Source organism: Sulfolobus sp. A20 (assembly GCF_001719125.1).
Lineage (GTDB): Archaea > Thermoproteota > Thermoprotei_A > Sulfolobales > Sulfolobaceae > Saccharolobus.
In genome coordinates this window covers 2,655,704-2,677,146 of record NZ_CP017006.1, presented here as the reverse complement: position 1 = coordinate 2,677,146, position 21,443 = coordinate 2,655,704, and the positions used below count along the sequence as shown (strand labels likewise).

Genomic DNA, 21,443 nt, shown 5'->3' with positions numbered 1-21,443 from the left:
AAATGGTCTCCCCCAGATCGAGAAGGACGTAAAACTGAGGATAGTCAGGTTGACAGCTGACACTAAAAAGGAGGTATTCCAGAGCTTAGAAAACTTCTTCCCCAACCCCAGCGAACTATTACTGGTCCTAACAGTCCCAGAATATCCCTACATGTACCTCTCAGCTTTAGGAAAAAGTCAGTACTTCTCCCAGCTTATAGAGATGGTCATGAAAGGGGAGAGGGCAATCAACGTGAGCAAGGCACCGTTCCTAAACCTATTAAACGACTTTTCAAGGTTTTTTAATGGTTATTTCTTCATCGATGAGTTCCACCTTTATAACGGTATAGAGAGGAGCTCGCTCAACGTACTAATAGACATGGTCGAGTTCTACTGGAGATACACTCCTACCCGGCACAGTATAGTCTTCTCATCAGCAACTCCGACATCCATAACCGTAGATAAGACTATCACGGCTGACACTGGGAAAGGCAACTCCATGATAAGAAAGAGAACAAAGGTAGTATTTCATCTAGTCCTAGGTGGTAAGCGCTCAAGCACGAGTGATCAGAATACGTCAAACTACTCCTTGGGGAACCCTCAGGAGGCTCTAGTAAACTACATAACTTCAATGGGGCAACAGCCAGAGAAGAAGACAGGGATCATACTTGACAGGGTATACTACATTGCAGAACTGTGCAGTAAAATAAACTGGAGTGATGTAGCACTAATATGGGGTTTGGACCAGAGTTATGGGAAATGCGTTAAAAAAGACGTGGGTAGGGATTCAAGGGTAATAGTTGGGAACAGCGCAGTGTCCTTTGGAATCGACATACCTGACCTCGACTTAGGGTTCATAACTTCAAACGACCCAGAGACACTCATACAGCGTTTTGGTAGGTTTGGCAGAGTGAACAAAGGTTCTGTAGGTGGGCAGACTGCTGAGGTGCACATTTTCGTGGAGGCTAGTAAGAGAGTAATAGATGCCTTACAAGGGGCTAATGGAAAAGAGTTGACCTATGAGGAATTCATTCAACTGATAAATAAAATGTACCAAGAGAGGATCTATGATGAGTTAGACTCGCTAGAGTTTTCAAGACTAAGGGAGAAAGTGATATTTGATACCTTCCTATTAGTGTATAACATAGCAAATGGCGAGTTGGCCTATACAACAGTAAACGAGAATTGGAGGGATATAGATACCAGAATAAACATAAGACCGTCATCTGAGGACTACTTCAATGTGTTTGCCTTCAGACCCGGGGGGATAGAAGGGAACATATGTGAGAACCCGGGCAAGGAGGACTTCTTCACCCTACTCAGAAACTTTAGATACAGTAGTGAGGGGGACTGTTTCCAGCTCTCACAGCCCTTAAAGGAATATCCATACTTGTTATTGGACAATTTAAATGGGATAGAAGAGTGTAAAATAACGACCTTTCAAGACTTCATAAACAAGGCTAGCCATCCAAACATAGTCTTAGTCAAGAATGGGATAATAAAGACTAGACCTAGAGATATAGAGGCATTAAAATACACATATGTCATCCCGATAACTAAAAAGTGCATAAAGTGGGGTAATTTCTCTAGTATGGCGCGGTACGTGGCAAGCTATGCACCAGCCCTTACCATATGCGTAGGAGATTTGAGAGAATACTGCAGTGACCCAAAGGCACTACTGCTATTTGTGTAATGATACTTAATAATTTTTTCCATTTCTTAGAGCCCTTTGTCATATTAATATCTTGAATTAATCCGATTCTAACTACTTTAAAACACTACCTAATCTAGCCATACTAATCTTGAATTAATCCGATTCTAACGCGATCTAGACAACAGTGTGACTTCTGACTCAAGGGTTCGTTAATATATTCCAACTCTTTGAAGTGTGGCCTTAGCAAAGCTTCTGTCAGTATATTAAAGCTCGTCAGATTTAGCTCTTAGTGAAACTTCAACTTGTTACATTAAGGTTGACCAAACTCCATTGAGGGGACTTGCTCCATCAATAAAGGACCCTAGTGATGTCTATGGAGAGAACGTCTAATCTATAAGGTAAAAAACAAAAGCCTATTGGGCTAGAACCTTTAACGTCCCTTGGGATCTTCTGATTCACATCTGTGCCACTACTCACACCACCACTAGAATTTAACAATCTAAATATGCTGTCAGATTGATGGTTCTAATGAGCTCGCACCACCACAAGACTTTAACGTTCCTAGAGATCCTCTGAGAAGCCTTCTCTCCACCGTAACATTCATTGTGTGTGGACAACAATTTCATCCATAAAGTTTATTCTCACCTAAACTAGTAGATTTCGAGTTTTGTCATAAATTAAGATTTTCAATCACCCTGAAAAGCAAAGTAGTTCGTCATTAGTAACAGAGTAAATAAAGTAATCAAATTCCACCCAAATACGGTCTAAGCAAATGTACCAGAGTAAATAAAGTTAGTTTGTACAGAGACGGAGTTTTAGTTCCTTGTCGTTGGTACAATTTTGCTCACTTCATTCAAGAGTGAAGAGGAAAGTCTTGTCTACAGTTTCAGCTAGATGCTAATCTTCATAAAACATCACCTTATATCCTAAAGTCCCTGTCTACAGTTTCAGTTAGACTATTCATGAAAAGCAAAGTTAGTGTGAAGTAACGAAATCCACTGGCAAGGAAGAGACTACCTTCAAGGAGTCAAACCCAGGATTAGAAAATGTAATTTCGGTAAGGGTGACAAATTTATTGTCGTATAAATAAATAACCCAAAAATACTTTTCGACTATAAAGAAAATTCAATATTTATCAGGTTGTCTATACACGTTTTTCCTCTCTACGATGTATGTATTAAAAATCTTCTAATTATTAACGGCTGTTATATAATTAAGAGTAGAAATAATGTGAAAATGTGTTATGAAATATTTAAAGGTTATCCTATTCCTATTGTACATTTATTAGCCCCATCCGGGTTTAGGCAAAACGGTGAACAAAGAACGAGTAAAGAGTATTATGGACTCCCTTCCGGACCCGTGCGGGGATATCTTTAGGGTTCCCCTAAAACTGCCTAAAACCCCCTTCCGTACCTAAGGGAAGAAAATGGACAAGGAAGGAAAGAAAATATTTATAAACGAGGAAATAAGAATGTAAAAATGATGAACACAACGACCAGTACTAACGACAAGAAACTAAAACTCTTGAGAACCCAGCGTACGAATCGCTGGACACTGTGTACTAACGACAAGAAACTAAAACGCCACACATCCACTTTATCACTGTCTGGTAGGTTGTACTAACGACAAGAAACTAAAACTACATGAACGCTATGGGTACACAAATTGTTTCTACAGTACTAACGACAAGAAACTAAAACAAGTGGAATTTGAGTAATGTAACTAATTGGCTAAGGTGTACTAACGACAAGAAACTAAAACATATTATAGTTTTTGACGTGTTAAAGTGGGGAATTGGTACTAACGACAAGAAACTAAAACCTGTTTTGTCTTAAAGAAGCCTTTAGATACCTCAAGTACTAACGACAAGAAACTAAAACGCAAATTCAAATTGGACACTGATTTTCCGATTATATGGTACTAACGACAAGAAACTAAAACAAGATTATTTTTGCTAGCATAAATCTCTAGAAGATAGTACTAACGACAAGAAACTAAAACCCCTATTTGTCGTGAACTCGACCTCAATCACGTTTTGGTACTAACGACAAGAAACTAAAACGATTTCCGATGATTAGACAGATTAATCCTAAATATGTACTAACGACAAGAAACTAAAACGATTATTCGCAAGCTGGAATATCTCAGTCGCATATGTACTAACGACAAGAAACTAAAACTAAAAGATATGGAAGAAATACTAAAGGAGATGAGAAGTACTAACGACAAGAAACTAAAACACTGACCTAGTAATTCGTAATCCTCATACTTGAGATGTACTAACGACAAGAAACTAAAACTAAAAATCTTAGCCCCTGGAACACCACCAATACCTCGTACTAACGACAAGAAACTAAAACAAATATCCTTATTATATATACTTGCTCTACGCAAGGTACTAACGACAAGAAACTAAAACATAAGGGTCTTGTTCGTGAGTGGTGATTCATAATGTACTAACGACAAGAAACTAAAACTAATAGGGTTGTCCCGAGGGACAACGCTATCATAAAAGTACTAACGACAAGAAACTAAAACAATATCACGCCATTTTTTTCAGACGGATACTTAAGTACTAACGACAAGAAACTAAAACGGGGGGCTTTGATGGGCACGGGAGTATAAGTTCTATGTACTAACGACAAGAAACTAAAACAAAACAAATGATGAGAGAAGAAGGATTTGAAGAATTGTACTAACGACAAGAAACTAAAACAGAAAGGTCTTAACAGAGAAATACAAAGGAGAAAGAGTACTAACGACAAGAAACTAAAACATTTCACACTTCTTTCCGTTTCGCTCTTTCTCATAATGTACTAACGACAAGAAACTAAAACTCAGTTAGAGAACACGTTAGAAGCGAGAGGAATGTACTAACGACAAGAAACTAAAACAACCAAAGATGGGAAATATCTATATGAATGTGGAAAAGTACTAACGACAAGAAACTAAAACATATTAGGGCTATCACTGCAGCGCCACCACCACCTGTACTAACGACAAGAAACTAAAACATTGCCAAAAAGCTAAGGCAGGCAGGAGTGCAAGCATGTACTAACGACAAGAAACTAAAACAACCTTCAGAATTGGACTATTGCGAGAAAATAACGGCGTACTAACGACAAGAAACTAAAACAAATCGCTTATTTTAGGACGCATCACAAAGTTAAGGTACTAACGACAAGAAACTAAAACCAAAGATTTTACCCCTATTATATCTAACCTTAAACGTACTAACGACAAGAAACTAAAACACAAGAAATGATGGGGACATCCCGCCCAAGAGGAAGGGTACTAACGACAAGAAACTAAAACTAACCACAGCTCCATCTGGTTCTCATTTCAATTCTCCAGTACTAACGACAAGAAACTAAAACATTTACCAAATAATCTCATTTGAAAATCCACAAGAGTACTAACGACAAGAAACTAAAACAGAAGGATTCCACTACCTCCTGTAACTGCTGAGAGATGTACTAACGACAAGAAACTAAAACATCTCTTACTCGAGACCGTGTCAGAGAAATTAAATAGTACTAACGACAAGAAACTAAAACTATTGTGGGGTCTAGTGAAATCATCAGTACATCACGTACTAACGACAAGAAACTAAAACCTGGTACAGCGCCGGGAGCTGGCACAGCAAATACCGGTAGTACTAACGACAAGAAACTAAAACTGGGCTAGCGCCAGTCAAGATGAGTGTGGATTCCCGTACTAACGACAAGAAACTAAAACATTTCTTATGATATAAGAATCCGCTCTTACTCCTAGTACTAACGACAAGAAACTAAAACATTTATAATTCCAACCGCGACGGGTACGGGCATTCGTACTAACGACAAGAAACTAAAACATCCAGACTGGAGGAGGTAACGCTTTTGGTAACCTAGTACTAACGACAAGAAACTAAAACAGATAGAAATACATGTTTCCAAACCTAGTAATGTTGTACTAACGACAAGAAACTAAAACCCAACATCGGAAACACTATTCTCAACGGGCTAAATTGTACTAACGACAAGAAACTAAAACATACTTACGTTTTGTGTCGCGGGGAAATTACTTAGTACTAACGACAAGAAACTAAAACATTAACGGATTACTATAGCTTACTGTCCATGTCGGTACTAACGACAAGAAACTAAAACAACGATAAGGATAGATCTTCTGAAGAATGATTTAGGTACTAACGACAAGAAACTAAAACCTCTGGGTTTCTGTGTGTGTATATATGAGAGAGAGTACTAACGACAAGAAACTAAAACTCTTCTGTCTTAGGTCTATACGTTTCTATGTCGAAATAGTACTAACGACAAGAAACTAAAACCTGCACAACCTAAGATGCAAGCCGTGATGAGCAAATGTACTAACGACAAGAAACTAAAACGCTGGTAAGCACAGCACAACAACTACAGACTGCAGTCCGTACTAACGACAAGAAACTAAAACTTGAAGAGTGTCAATCTCGCTTTGCACTTCTGAGATGTACTAACGACAAGAAACTAAAACATCAACTCGGAGGAGGGGGGAGGAGGAGGTACGTACTAACGACAAGAAACTAAAACAGAAAAAGGGGTATCTGATATACCTATATAATATATGTACTAACGACAAGAAACTAAAACCCATAATCCCTCTGAATTAAGCCCATCTACCCTATGTACTAACGACAAGAAACTAAAACCCACAACGGCTTAATCGGAAGCCTGTACCCAAACTTCGTACTAACGACAAGAAACTAAAACTGTGACCACAAACTGCTCAAGGTTGATTGAACCTGTACTAACGACAAGAAACTAAAACACAAATATAATTACAGGATCTCCAACTGGTTACGTGTACTAACGACAAGAAACTAAAACCTGGTGCCTGTCCTACTATTGGGATTAACCCACTGGTACTAACGACAAGAAACTAAAACTTGGCTTTTCCGATACCGCCACAACAACAATACCATCGTACTAACGACAAGAAACTAAAACTCACTTCAATTCTCCAAATGCATTTTATGCAAATTCGTACTAACGACAAGAAACTAAAACGTGCTAAAGAGGCTCCATAGAAGTTCAGAGTGTGTACTAACGACAAGAAACTAAAACTTTTGATATCTCTTCAATATGATAATGCGATTTCAAAGTACTAACGACAAGAAACTAAAACTCGATAAAGTTATTTATAGCATTAAGAGCGTAGTTGTACTAACGACAAGAAACTAAAACATTGGAATGAAATACCTAGCCTCAAGTTCTTCCCTGTACTAACGACAAGAAACTAAAACTTTTTGCCAATTTCTATATCATTTACAATATCATCGTACTAACGACAAGAAACTAAAACTTACTGGTAAATAGAGACACTTTCTACTATCAAAGTACTAACGACAAGAAACTAAAACATCAAGTGTTTTCAGAGTTTGAAAGCGGGTGAGAATAGTGTACTAACGACAAGAAACTAAAACACAACCCTGGACTTACAGATACCTTAAAGAAGGAAGAGTACTAACGACAAGAAACTAAAACTTTATCTCAAGTGGAATGTTGTGACATAATATATCGTACTAACGACAAGAAACTAAAACAGAATCTCATTCTTTGCAAAATCAAACTTAGTTTGTACTAACGACAAGAAACTAAAACAGGCTTGAGGAACTCCCAGCTGATTACTATACATGGTACTAACGACAAGAAACTAAAACTGGTAAAGTCTGTAGCCACATTAACACCCACAAGAGGTACTAACGACAAGAAACTAAAACTTCAAATCGCTATAAAGTCGTAGAGATGTTGTGTATGTACTAACGACAAGAAACTAAAACGTGTAAAGTGCGATATAAGTCGATATTGAAACAAGGTACTAACGACAAGAAACTAAAACGTGGAGGGGCGGGTGGTAGTGGCGGAAGTTCTCCGTACTAACGACAAGAAACTAAAACATTATAATTATCCTATTGTTGATATGGTTCTTATTCTTTAGGGTACTAACGACAAGAAACTAAAACCCAAATGCCGTAAAGTATCTATCTAGCCTAGTAAGATGTACTAACGACAAGAAACTAAAACCTAAAGCATCAAATCCTTTTAATGTAAATGCCCCTAGTACTAACGACAAGAAACTAAAACTGTAAGACTGCAAGCGTTAGCTGGGGGGAAAACAATGCGTACTAACGACAAGAAACTAAAACAGAGTTATCTTGAACCTCCGTTCAACCTAGATTTATTGTACTAACGACAAGAAACTAAAACATCTGTTTTCTGATTGTTATTGTTTGCATTTTGCTGTAGTACTAACGACAAGAAACTAAAACTAAATGTCCTTTACCCCCAGTCTTTATTACGATATCTGTACTAACGACAAGAAACTAAAACATATCACACAAAGATTTCAAAAATTATACTGTACCCCGTACTAACGACAAGAAACTAAAACATTATTACGTTGTTTATCGGGACAATTGATAAATCGTACTAACGACAAGAAACTAAAACAGAGCTAGGGCTTATCTTCCTCAAATGCCTACAGTCGTACTAACGACAAGAAACTAAAACAGGTGATTCGATCTCGATTATAACTGCTTCTGAATATGTACTAACGACAAGAAACTAAAACACTTATCTTCTGAGCTAGCCACTTCATTAGGTAGGTTTGTACTAACGACAAGAAACTAAAACCATAGTCTGGAAAGCTTTTTCGGTAAGTTTCACATATGTACTAACGACAAGAAACTAAAACAATATCAACACTGAAAGAGACACTACCTAGCGCATGTACTAACGACAAGAAACTAAAACTATCGGATTTTCAGTACTCTGTCCGCATATGGTAAGTACTAACGACAAGAAACTAAAACGGTTATCCTGTATCTCGCTGTGTCCTCGTCATACGAGTACTAACGACAAGAAACTAAAACAAGCTGATCTATCGCCTCGTTGTACGCATCTATAGTACTAACGACAAGAAACTAAAACGAGTAATTGTACGCTACGAAGACCCTGGCGAGCCCTGTACTAACGACAAGAAACTAAAACAGATGAAGGCTAATGGTATAGAGATATCCTATAAGTACTAACGACAAGAAACTAAAACTTTACAACAATTACCTGGTATATACAGCGAAATCGTACTAACGACAAGAAACTAAAACCAAACGTTGCAGAGGAACATTAATAACTTACAGCAGGGTACTAACGACAAGAAACTAAAACGTTTGCGCCATCTGTTGTACAGCGTTACTGAATGTATAAGTACTAATGACAAGAAACTAAAACATTGTATCCCTGCGCTACGTATTGTAGAATTTGTTGTACTAACGACAAGAAACTAAAACAACACTACATTACAGCCTTTCCCATTAAACCAAAACGTACTAACGACAAGAAACTAAAACTTAATAAAGCTGTGCAGGTAATGTCAGACAGTGCAGAAGTGTACTAACGACAAGAAACTAAAACATGGCAGATCGTGAATAAACTTGAAGAGATAATAGTACTAACGACAAGAAACTAAAACTGCTAAAAGTCACCCTATCTGGTGTGCAATCAGTGTACTAACGACAAGAAACTAAAACACTTTTATGATGCTGTTGAGAACATTTACATCAAAAGGTACTAACGACAAGAAACTAAAACATTTGGGTTGCCAGTGACAAATAAATACAACAATGTACTAACGACAAGAAACTAAAACTCAAATATTTTACAAAAACTGGTAAATTATTGCTTTTAGTGTACTAACGACAAGAAACTAAAACATAGCCTTTTGGAAGCCTTCCTATGTAAAACCCTAGTACTAACGACAAGAAACTAAAACTCATAATAGAACTCCATTAAGCTGTTAACCCCTTGTACTAACGACAAGAAACTAAAACTTTCTCAAAATTGTGTATTGCATAACGTGAAATATCGTACTAACGACAAGAAACTAAAACATTAACAAATAACGTAGAATATCCCCTGAGAAAATGTACTAACGACAAGAAACTAAAACGTTATAAGTAGCTTCTTATCTGTCCTGGCTAGCTCTTTGTACTAACGACAAGAAACTAAAACATTTCCGAGAAATACTGAAAAGGATTACAGAGGTGTACTAACGACAAGAAACTAAAACGTATAAATGGCTGTTCAGGAATCAAAAAGATACAGTACTAACGACAAGAAACTAAAACTTCTTTTTCTGCACTCAATAATTTAAATGTTAAGCGTACTAACGACAAGAAACTAAAACTTTGTGAAATTCTTAATTATATTAATAGGATTTATCGTACTAACGACAAGAAACTAAAACAAAATAAGTTGGGTCTAATCATAATTACCGGAAGGTACTAACGACAAGAAACTAAAACCTCGCATCGTAATGGGTTTGAAAGATCACGAGGCATGTACTAACGACAAGAAACTAAAACTACCTGTTCCGCGATACTCTCTTCAGGGCTGTTCAGGTACTAACGACAAGAAACTAAAACACTGTTACATACATAGGTGAAGTGTAGTTATAAGTGTACTAACGACAAGAAACTAAAACTAAGCTTTGCTCTGAGAAACCTAACGTGGCCTCAGTACTAACGACAAGAAACTAAACCTCCTAATTGCCAAATCTTTATAAGGGGGAGAGATTAATTATGTCTATGGAGAAATCCGTCACGATTCACCTCCCATACAGCAACTCTCAGCTGTACTCAGTCCTTTCGGACCCGGAGTTTGTGCTCCCCAGGCTCTTCCCACCTATAAAGGAAGTGGAGGTGACCGGCGACTCCTTTAATGCATACGGAAGGTTCATGGGGATGAGGTTCCACATCTACGGGATACTCAATAAGGGAGAACAGATAACCTATAAGATCTACCTCACAGCCGGTACCGGGAAAGGGGAGGGGAAACTCGTAATAAGAGTTGCTGACTCTCAAGTGGAGCTCAGGTTCGAGTACGAGGGTTGGATGGAGAGGTTCTCTGGGATCCTCTTCATGGATAGGTGGTTCGACCAGTTCGTCAAGAGGCTAAAAGAGGAAGGAGTTACCACAGGAGGTAAATAGGAGGCTGTAGCTGGACTTTCGAACCTGTTGGTCTTGCTAGCCTAGAGAAACTTCGCCCGTACTTACGACAAGAAACTAAGGCAATGGGGTGAGGGTAAATGGTCGATATAATGACGACAAGGAGTTGGGTTTCTGATGAAGATACAAAAACATTTAAATAATTAGTTTTCTTAAGTGTGTGGGCAACAATTTGGTTGATATAAATTGAATTTTGTCTATTGTGGAAAAGTGTTTTGTGTGAGGCAACTCATCTATTGGGACGAGAATGGGTTTGATTTCCTAACACTCACCAATGACGAGATGGCTAAAAATATTCTTCAACATTATTTACTCGAAATCTATTGGCATAATATGGATGAAATTGTTGTCCACACACTAAGAACATTAATAAAGCTTTCATACTAGTTGTAGAGATGTTGTTGAAGGGAGTAGGCTTAAAACAGGCTATTTAGGAGTATTAAAACCAGTAGAGATGATAGGTATAAGGACAGACTATCGAATTATTTGATACATGGAAGCTGCCAGATTATAAAGAGCTTTTAGCAGATATAATTACGTTAAGCCTATTTCAAAGAAGGTTATTCTCCCATGTTACGCTAAAGACTGTGAAGGGTAAACCAGATGGAGAGGCATTAACGATAGAGGAGGTCAGAAGTATTGAGGAGTTTTCCAAAAAGCTATTGAACGGTCTGTAATGGTGCGTACTGTTATAGTCGCTAAAATAAGGTTTCCTTTTTTCCTATAAAGCATGTGTACTAAGTGCAATTAGGGTTATCGTACTCACGACTATTCAAGGAGCAGTGTGGTCTGTCACTCTTAGGTAAGTGTTTTGGTTGTAACGAGTTGGCTAGATCACTTATTTCACACAATTAAACTCTTCATCAATTTTCTCCGATGAGAAGTGCCTGAGGAGGGCAAAAGTGTGAGGGATAAAATGAATGTAAAGGAAGAGCATTATATGGTCTGTTGCATGATAAGAGTGTGGGACATAAAGTTGTATTATACGAGGAGTTTAACGAGAGTACTTAACAATCAAAGCGTGGACGAGTTGAAACTAGTCGTGATGCTGGAAGACTTTTTAAAGAGTATTGGACCGGAAATAGGGTGACTTATAGGCGTGAAGCATTGAGCGTTACGTAAGTAAAATCGGATATGACGAGAATGTATAGTTTCAACTGTTACACCACGAATCGGGTATACCAGTCAAAGGAACGAGAGGATTGTCCTCCTCTCAACCGTCAAGGCTGTAATATATTCGGCAGATCTAGAACCCTCACGTGATGTAGTAAATATGAAGGCAAATTGTAACATAAAGCAGGATTACATTACGTCCATGGCTGATATAATAAATGAAGTTAACAAAAAGAGAGATGAGGTATATAAAATTAAGAAGATAGTTATAAATCGTTGGTAATAAGGAATAAGGTGTCAGCATTCTTACACCCCTTAACAGTAATTGACTCTGTTGCTGCTACTCTCAATAGGAAGACTGGTAAAGATGATCAACTTGGATTAGCAAAATGGAGGAGCTGAATTAGGAAGAGGTGTAAACAAAATAAAACGTCTTGAAAGCCCTTGGCACGGATTAATAACTGACTCATTAATTATGCACGGACTAGTTAGGTTGTACGATATGTTGTCAGAATAGGCGAGAAGTACAAAGTTTGTGGAGATTTTTCAAACTCCGATAAATTGAACTAATTAATGAGGAAACAGAAGCATATAATAAAAATAAGGATATGATTAATTCCTGTAGCGTAATAGGGAAGATAAATGACTCTAACATAAACGTAGCGTGGATTAAGAAGAAGTGGATTAATAACTTCAAAAACAGTTCTAATAAGCTTAACCTACTCACATATAAAGACCTTGGACATAAGGAGAAGAATGGGGAGGGAAGGTCTGACTCAAAAGTTCTCTATACTACTTACCTCCCTATTTCATTTTTCTACGGTAAATATTATGGTAAAAATTACAATATTGATCATACGCTGTATAGGTTTGCGGGACTTGTTTCTTCCTCTCGACGCTAGGTATAATAGCTGGTACTCTGATAGTTAAGTATATAAAAAAGACAACTATTACCCTAATATCTCTGATACCAGAGGAGAAAATGAGTAAATTTATCGTTATTACAGTGTTGAAGGTAAGAGTATAAACTCAGTTGACAATTAAAGCGACGTTGATATATGCACTATCAGTGGGAGAGACCTTATACGCGTTTGATCAAGAAGGTGTAAGCGCATTAGTATGGAGAATAGGGAAGAACGAAAGCTCTCAAAGGGCATTACAGCCACAGCTAATCAACGTAACTGATTTACTAGAAAAGATTGCACACATAAAGGTGGAATTTCCAGAGTTCCCAAGACTACTCCAGGATCTTAAAGGTGAGAATGCAATTTTAGACCGTCTAGCTGAGTTCTTACTCTTTGGAGGTGATCCGTATAAGAGATCTGTCACTCTTTACGGTAAAGAGTAAGAGTAAGTACCGAATTAGTAGTCTAGCTAAGGCCTTATTAATGTAGTATCATGAAGTCATAGATACACCTATATTCTAGTGTTTTACTGACTGTCTATCTTCCTCATGTAAGTCCTTTTATTTGCTGATTACAAGTCTCTTAATGCGAAGTTAGTCTTCACTTCTAATCTCCTTCATGCCCTAAAGGGTTGACCCTTCTTTTCATCAATTTTTCCACCTTCACATTACCTTGTCTGTCAATTATGATTTGATTTCAAGTAATTTTTTATGCCGTCGCGTTGCCGTGGTAAGCAGTTTCAGCGTGTGGACAACGATTTCGTCCATTTTACTTTAGAGTATATTTTTCAGCTAGTGTTTCTCTTTGAGTTAAGTGCTAGGAAATTAAACTCTAAAATACTTTTCCACAGTAAAGAAAATTCAGTTTATATAAAAATGTCAACACACAGAACAGTCAAACAAAGCTCAACAAAGGGAAGTCTTAACTATTTAACCTTAAAGAGAGGATAAGTGGTAAAAAAGCGTAATTAAGTATTGAAAATGTGGAGTATACAATCTTACCATAGATGAGCACGTAAATTTGGAGAAGGGAGTTGCATGTATAATAAGGGCTAAAAATTCGAAGTCAAAGGTCCTTCCCAAAGAAGAGTACATAAAGGACGGACTATTAAAGATGATCTTTACGAACTTAGCAGAGCTATACTGTGTATATAATAATCCGTATAAAATTAATGAGATGAAAACTTTCTTAAAACTTACCGGTAATATACTCCCTTCAAACCCAGCAATCTAAGATTTTAGAGAACTTAATAAGGGAGACTGAGGGTAACAGTTTTCGAGTATTGAATGGAAGGATTATTAAAACCAAAGCAAACACGGTATCATATATTGATTTCGTACATTAATAATAAAATTCAAGATAAATTAATGGTTTCTATCTTTTCTTCGCCAACTTTTTTTGACTGCTTTAAAATTTTCATGATAAGCTACTCTGACTCCCCCACTTTATCAGAATAAGAATATAACTTTTCCAAGTTCATTAGATAAGGGTTACGTAAGGGTTAACTGTGAAGAGATGAAGCTACAGAATTAAACCTAACTCCAGCTACCATGTAAAAAGGATTTATGTGCTTTATCCTTTTAGGATGCATCTCTCGTAGATTAGTTGAACACAAATGCGCTATAGACAGCTCCTTTCAATCTCTTTTGAGATACATCGTTACAGTATTTTCCATACTATGGGATTACTCAACTCTACCTTTCAATCCCTATTTGGATGCATCGAACCCGCAAGTTTCCCAAACCCCTGAAGAGGATATAAGTCCAACTTTCAATCCCTATTGGGATGCATCAATACGACTGTCACTGCAGTGACATCAATGCAGAACAGTTTCACCTTTCAATCCCTATTTGGATGCATCATATCCTATCTCTTCCCTTATCACTATAGAGATCAGTAGTCTTTCAATCCCGTTTGGGATGCATCAGGAGTTACGGTATATTTAGTGGCAGTAGGAAGTCTAGGCTTTCAATCCCTTATGGGATGCATCTTAAAGGCGTTAGACATACTACAACAATATATTCAAACGCTTTCAATCCCGTTGGGGATGCATCATGAAAACGACGCTATGAACATCGCAAATCAAATAGTAGAGCTTTCAATCCCGTTGGGGATGCATCGCGGGAAAAAGAAAAGGAACAGATGAGTACTGGTTAGCAATCTTTCAATCCCGTTGGGGATGCATCCTTTAAGCCAGAGTGGTTAGGGAAAGAAAGGGGGATGTCTCTTTCAATCCCGTTGGGGATGCATCTCATACCAGTAGGCACATCCAAATTTTAGGAAATAACTTTCAATCCCGTTGGGGATGCATCAGAATGGAAGCTGGACATATATAACATGAGAAACATCACAGCTTTCAATCCCGTTGGGGATGCATCAGGAACTACTAGGCTGGAATAGACCAACAGAGAAATTAGGCTTTCAATCCCTTATGGGATGCATCACGTATCATTCTTCGCACTGAGCCATCCAAATGTAGCTGCAACTTTCAATCCCTTATGGGATGCATCAATAATCTCTGCACAACCACAAAATCAGCCTTATACGGTCTTTCAATCCCTTATGGGATGCATCTTACGATAAACCAGATTACGTAAAAATGCAGAAAGGAATCTTTCAATCCCTTATGGGATGCATCATGTTATCCCTCAAAGTGCACAAGTTCTAGCTAATCCCAATCTTTCAATCCCTTATGGGATGCATCTTTGATTCATGGTGATCAATCATATAAACAGTGTTATTCCTTTCAATCCCTTATGGGATGCATCCGATTGCTGGCTCTTCCCCCCTAACAGCTGGGGTTGGCTTTCAATCCCTTATGGGATGCATCAGTGGGAGCCATGGGCACAGAATGGTTACTATGTTAGTTACTTTCAATCCCTTATGGGATGCATCACACAAAGTAAGCTGGCATTACTTATGTATAATTTTGTTTCTTCTTTCAATCCCTTATGGGATGCATCCAAATAGGGGTATGGCAAATATTTTTGAACGCGTTAAAAGACTTTCAATCCCTTATGGGATGCATCTTGTTCTAATGCCAATACCAGATGGCATCTACCACATTCATAACTTTCAATCCCTTATGGGATGCATCTTTTTCAAAGCCATGTTTAAAGAGCACAACACAAGATATAGCTTTCAATCCCTTATGGGATGCATCAAATGTAATCTGTAAATTGTTATATGTTGTAGTTGACGATCTTTCAATCCCTTATGGGATGCATCCTAGAGACATGGAGAAATAGAACAGCGTTCAAGACAGAACTCTTTCAATCCCTTATGGGATGCATCACAGTTTAGCTTTACAGAAAAACTACTTTACAGATTTTGTAACTTTCAATCCCTTATGGGATGCATCCGTAATTTTTGCATCTAACACAACTGCAATTTTCGAGAATCTTTCAATCCCTTATGGGATGCATCAGGTTTTAGCAAGCATACCGTACTACTTCGAGGTTGACAACTTTCAATCCCTTATGGGATGCATCAAAAGCGAGAGATGTTAATGCAAAAGTTAGTAGAAATCTTCTTTCAATCCCTTATGGGATGCATCTTTATTGCTGTTATCTCAGCGTCAAGACCCTGCCATGATGCTTTCAATCCCTTATGGGATGCATCGAAAGATTAATGGGGGAATTATAGGATTATAATATTCATCTATCTTTCAATCCCTTATGGGATGCATCATTGCTTAAGCAAACCGATACGTTCATAATTGTCAAACCGCTTTCAATCCCTTATGGGATGCATCAGTATTCGTTTGTAGTCACTCGCTATTGCACTGGTAACGTGCTTTCAATCCCTTATGGGATGCATCAACTTTAGGTTTGTTTCGTGATGGTCGTACATATATATCCTTTCAATCCCTTATGGGATGCATCGCCAATAGAGCTAGGTGGTTCTTATGCCAGTGGAAACGCCTTTCAATCCCTTATGGGATGCATCGAGAAAGTCAGTCTTTAAGGGGCTTTTGGCTAATATCTTTCAATCCCTTATGGGATGCATCGGGTCGCCGAGACTATGCGGAAAGATGATGATATAAACTTTCAATCCCTTATGGGATGCATCTTGGTATAGCTGCGTACGCTTTGCTAATGAAGAAGAAAACTTTCAATCCCTTATGGGATGCATCAAATGTTTGAACGCGTTAAATTCCCCGATTTAACGAATCACTTTCAATCCCTTATGGGATGCATCCGGCGACACAGGTAAAAGAGATAGCAAAGGGGATGGGGACTTTCAATCCCGTATGGGATGCATCAAAAAATGGCTCTAACTCTCGCAGAAGATATATTAATTCTTTCAATCCCGTATGGGATGCATCAGCAAAATGTTAATGTCTCTCAGCTGTTGAACATATACTCTTTCAATCCCGTATGGGATGCATCCTCTTACTGGACCTCTAGGTATTTTCCCTAAATTTTACATACTTTCAATCCCGTATGGGATGCATCAGGTATGAGAATTATAAGAGAAGACTGAAGCCACTGATCTTTCAATCCCGTATGGGATGCATCTTGAGATGAATAGAGCACTGTCTGCCGACGATGAGACATCTTTCAATCCCGTATGGGATGCATCTTTTATCGTGTTACTGCTGATGAAATTATAAAAATTACTTTCAATCCCGTATGGGATGCATCCTAGACATAGTGGGTATGTCTGACGTGCTGGAAATTGTACTTTCAATCCCGTATGGGATGCATCAAGACATCCATTCCTCTGTAGTTCAAATAAAGACATTATCTTTCAATCCCGTATGGGATGCATCATACAGAATGGGAGAATATCATTATATCTCGATAACAGCTTTCAATCCCGTATGGGATGCATCCTACTACGCCTATTATTAGCCCCCAATTAGTTTTACTTTTCTTTCAATCCCGTATGGGATGCATCATGATTATATGTTTGGCACGATAAAAGGTCATGCTTATTTCTTTCAATCCCGTATGGGATGCATCCTAAAGTCTTTGTGAATTATGGAACATTCGAATTAAGTAACTTTCAATCCCGTATGGGATGCATCATGTAAAAACCTAAACTCCATATACCATTATCAGGGTCATTCTTTCAATCCCGTATGGGATGCATCGTTTTAGTCATTGTGGCTAGGTTAACATATGCCACAGTCTTTCAATCCCGTATGGGATGCATCATGGCTATGATATGCCAAAGTTGGCATTGATTGTTGGTCCTTTCAATCCCGTATGGGATGCATCCCTTTTACTACTCCTTTAGTTACTCCTTCTCCTAGTGATTCTCTTTCAATCCCGTATGGGATGCATCATGATTATATGTTTGGCACGATAAAAGGTCATGCTTATTTCTTTCAATCCCGTATGGGATGCATCCTAAAGTCTTTGTGAATTATGGAACATTCGAATTAAGTAACTTTCAATCCCGTATGGGATGCATCAATAATATATCAAGACGGTTTCCAAAGTGAAATTTTTTCACTTTCAATCCCGTATGGGATGCATCCTTAGAAATAATTGTACACACAGCGATAAAAACTGTAGATTCTTTCAATCCCGTATGGGATGCATCGAGCCAGAAGACACTGGGGAAATGAACCCAGTTGTACCCTTTCAATCCCGTATGGGATGCATCAATTGCTCTATATCCATCTCATGGAAGGGGTGAAGATTTTCTTTCAATCCCGTATGGGATGCATCGATTTCACTGTTACAGGAAGTCCAAAAGCAATATCCAAAAGCCTTTCAATCCCGTATGGGATGCATCATATTATGAGCTGTTATATGGGGTGAGCTATTGACCTTTCAATCCCGTATGGGATGCATCCGTTGTTAGATAAATTGCTTACTGATACAAATATCACAGCACACTTTCAATCCCGTATGAGATGCATCTCTATCTCTCTATTCGTAAGGAGTCGTTGGTTTAATACTTTCAATCCCGTATGGGATGCATCGAAGTATTGGTGATGTTTCTTAACAATATTGTATAAAACTTTCAATCCCGTATGGGATGCATCAGATGTGGTGGACGTTAACATGGAGGAAACTAGTAATGCTTTCAATCCCGTATGGGATGCATCCCTCATAGAGCCGGCGAGGGATATACAGCGATTTTGAGTTCTTTCAATCCCGTATGGGATGCATCAAAGCGCTAACGCGCCAAAATCAAATGCTTTTTATGATTCTTTCAATCCCGTATGGGATGCATCTTCGCCTTTAACTTTTCATATGCCTTTTCATCCGGAATATCTTTCAATCCCGTATGGGATGCATCTGGTTTGTTTATTAACCCCTATGCCTTATCTTTTCCTTCCCCTATAATAAATTTTACTTCTATTACCTTTTCCCTTCATGCGAGGGTTTTTCCTAGTAATAGTCTTTAACTTTTTTCCCTCGCATGGACTTTTAATTTATTTGAAAGTTTGGGTTAATTTATAAACGTTTAATTTACCAAATGATTCTCGCAACTCTCGCATTGAGACTCATACTTTTACACTTTTAAACCACTTAATGAAGGCGAACAATTATTGTTTGAATTAACGTACTATAAGGTTGTTATATCGCAACAAGGCGTTGAAAAGTTCACCGAAAATGATAGAATATATAAAACGATTTTTAAGACTACGTTATAGTTATGTTTATAAAGAAGCTTAAATATACGCGTTGTAATGTAAAAATTAGATCGACGTTAAAATAAAAAGGTTTTATTACACTGTAAAATCTATATATGTCACGACTTATCATATTTATTATATTACCTAAATTCTTATATTATACGAGATTAATTAAAGATAATTTTATTATATGCTTTTCTATATTACGAGTCATTTTTATCTCTTTACATGCAGTGGTTTTATAATTTTATAAGAATTAAAACGTTATAAGTATAATTTAACCTAAGATAGAAGCAAAATATAATTTTGAATAAATAAAATAGTCTTTAATCCTCAAAAAGTTTTTAATTATTATCGTTTACCTTTTTAATATGAAAACGTGATTAAAAGGCTGTGAATAGTTATGGGAATTGGGCTATACTTACTTTTGAGTCTCATGGTTTGCGTCGCTGATCTCCTTAAAGGGTGAGGTTTCCCATTCTCTTTATCATAAATACTATGGGCTTCCATGGGGATCTTTGGCAATACTTTTTAGTTGACCACTATTTGGAATTGTTAGTGGCCAGAATGTATAGCTCCATTTCTAAAAAATATAAATAAGTTAATTGAAAACATTGTATTATGGTCAAACTAGTAGCCACACTAGGTAAAACTGTCGGTGGTACGGTAGAGACGTTTGAGAAACTGACTAACGCTGACTACATCTCGACCTTCCCCCCTCATAAAGTTGATTTGGACGAAGTAGTAGTGATCACTACTGGGGAGACTAAGGAGACATTCTACGTCCTTAAGGCAGTGTTCATGTGTTGTGTTAACTTCACTAAGGTAAAGGAGATCACTTTACCTTTTGACGATATATCCTCTCCTAAAGATTTCATCACAGTTAGGGAGAAGCTCAGAGAGGTTTTGAAGGTTGGGGATTATCTGGACTTCACCGGGGGAAGGAAGGCTATAAGTGCAGCTGCAGCTTTAACGGCAAGAGAGATAGGTGCTCACCTAGTTACCAGTATAATAGATGAGGAGGAATACGATAGGATTAAGAAGAGGTATTATGAGATAAAGGATAAGGCGTTAGGTGTTTACGATAAGGGGCAGTGCCTAGGTTACTTGTGTGATCTATACACGAGTAAGGCTAGAACTATAGTTTTCTTTTGAATTACCCAGAAGGTTTAAAACACTGTTAGTCCCTCTACAAAGAAACAGCCGATAGAGAGTAGCTTTCAACCCCTTATCAAAGAAAAGAGGTGTAGCGTTTGATAAGAAGTGTCACAGATCGCATATCCATAACTATGTCCCTTTACGGGAAGAAGAGCTGTATGAGATAAATTAAGGAGATTAAAAACCATCGAAAGAAGTTGCACAAACTTAATTACTTTTTTGCCTAAAACTCTCGCCCGATTACAAATCCATCAAAAAACTTTTGACTCACTTCCTCAACTTGAGGAGTCCCTCTCCCAGTATGTGAATCCTTAAGGAGCAGTCATGATGTGTAGGGGATACTCAATCTGTGTGTGGACAACAATTTCGTCCAACTGTAAAATTTTTTGTTTATGCAATTGGACTTATAGTCTATTGTGGAAGAATATTTTTCAGTCATCTTGCTATCTCGTTGAGTTAGGTGAGTGTTAGGAAATTAAACCCGTTCTCACCCTAAAAATACTTTTCCACGATAAAGAAAATTCAATATATATCAACCAAATTGTTGTCCACACATCTCAATCTTTCCACAATAACTTTGCTTCTCAAAAGTCAAAGGCTTTTAATGTTTTAAGGATCATTATTGAGGGAAGCCAAAAAGGGTGGTGAGAATGATTAAGAAGGGGTTAGTCTTGAAGGCTGGTAAGGCGTTTTTGAAAGTCCCTCTTCTCAATATTAGTCAAAGATGGTGCTGATATTAATGCGATTGTAGTTGGTAAATTAGTACTCCAACACGTTTAGGGCACATTATTATAAGAGTTTAGCTGAAGATTTGCATATGATAGGAGGTAAAAGAAGAGAAAATTTAGAATTTTAGCAAAAAGGCTAGACTTATGCTAGGAAAGTTGGGAAGGGAGTTGTGACGTTAAACGTTTCAGCAAATCCCCTTTAATTTTGTCAATAGATGGTATCTCATGCGTGAGATTTGATTTAGTAGAAGGCATAAAAAGTGAT

General features: G+C 37.7%; 9 protein-coding genes and 2 CRISPR repeat arrays. All 9 genes read left to right on the top strand.

Annotated elements, in window-relative coordinates; translation table 11 throughout:
• Nucleotides 1–232 precede the first annotated feature (232 nt).
• Nucleotides 233–1,672 carry an ATP-dependent helicase gene (locus BFU36_RS13395; RefSeq protein WP_231961183.1) on the top strand — a complete coding sequence of 480 codons (1,440 nt, stop codon included), beginning with the start codon at nt 233–235 and terminating at the stop codon, nt 1,670–1,672.
• A gap of 1,459 nt (nt 1,673–3,131) precedes the next feature.
• Nucleotides 3,132–10,211: a CRISPR direct-repeat array (repeat unit 24 nt; unit sequence GTACTAACGACAAGAAACTAAAAC).
• 45 nt (nt 10,212–10,256) lie between these two features.
• The gene (locus tag BFU36_RS13390; RefSeq protein ID WP_069284839.1) at nt 10,257–10,658 is read left to right on the top strand and encodes a DUF3211 domain-containing protein; all 402 of its coding nucleotides are present in this window, start codon (nt 10,257–10,259) and stop codon (nt 10,656–10,658) included.
• A gap of 237 nt (nt 10,659–10,895) precedes the next feature.
• Nucleotides 10,896–11,063, top strand: coding sequence for a hypothetical protein (locus BFU36_RS14015; protein WP_156770098.1), 168 nt, complete (start codon nt 10,896–10,898; stop codon nt 11,061–11,063).
• Between the two features lie 517 nt (nt 11,064–11,580).
• Complete coding sequence (locus tag BFU36_RS13385) at nt 11,581–11,766, top strand: hypothetical protein (protein WP_143576864.1); 186 nt, start codon at nt 11,581–11,583, stop codon at nt 11,764–11,766.
• 183 nt (nt 11,767–11,949) lie between these two features.
• Nucleotides 11,950–12,072, top strand: coding sequence for a hypothetical protein (locus BFU36_RS14435; protein ID WP_255446769.1), 123 nt, complete (start codon nt 11,950–11,952; stop codon nt 12,070–12,072).
• Nucleotides 12,066–12,191, top strand: coding sequence for a hypothetical protein (locus BFU36_RS14430; RefSeq protein WP_255446770.1), 126 nt, complete (start codon nt 12,066–12,068; stop codon nt 12,189–12,191). The genes BFU36_RS14435 and BFU36_RS14430 overlap by 7 nt, the downstream gene beginning before the upstream one ends.
• 206 nt (nt 12,192–12,397) lie before the next feature.
• Nucleotides 12,398–12,691 carry a hypothetical protein gene (locus tag BFU36_RS13380; protein WP_069284480.1) on the top strand — a complete coding sequence of 98 codons (294 nt, stop codon included), beginning with the start codon at nt 12,398–12,400 and terminating at the stop codon, nt 12,689–12,691.
• 149 nt (nt 12,692–12,840) lie between these two features.
• Nucleotides 12,841–13,137 carry a hypothetical protein gene (locus tag BFU36_RS13375; protein WP_185957802.1) on the top strand — a complete coding sequence of 99 codons (297 nt, stop codon included), beginning with the start codon at nt 12,841–12,843 and terminating at the stop codon, nt 13,135–13,137.
• 1,190 nt (nt 13,138–14,327) lie between these two features.
• Nucleotides 14,328–18,952: a CRISPR direct-repeat array (repeat unit 25 nt; unit sequence CTTTCAATCCCGTATGGGATGCATC).
• A gap of 961 nt (nt 18,953–19,913) precedes the next feature.
• Nucleotides 19,914–20,447 (top strand): CRISPR-associated ring nuclease Crn1, encoded by a 534-nt coding sequence (gene crn1 / locus BFU36_RS13365; protein ID WP_069284477.1) that lies wholly within the window; start codon nt 19,914–19,916, stop codon nt 20,445–20,447.
• Nucleotides 20,448–21,443 lie beyond the last annotated feature (996 nt).

Excerpts from the sequence above, each read along its gene's own strand:
- BFU36_RS13380 (WP_069284480.1), top strand. The coding sequence starts at position 12,398 with ATGATTAATTCCTGTAGCGTAATAGGGAAGATAAATGACTCTAACATA.
- BFU36_RS13390 (WP_069284839.1), top strand. The coding sequence starts at position 10,257 with ATGGAGAAATCCGTCACGATTCACCTCCCATACAGCAACTCTCAGCTG.
- BFU36_RS14435 (WP_255446769.1), top strand. The coding sequence starts at position 11,950 with ATGAAGGCAAATTGTAACATAAAGCAGGATTACATTACGTCCATGGCT.
- crn1 (WP_069284477.1), top strand. The coding sequence starts at position 19,914 with ATGGTCAAACTAGTAGCCACACTAGGTAAAACTGTCGGTGGTACGGTA.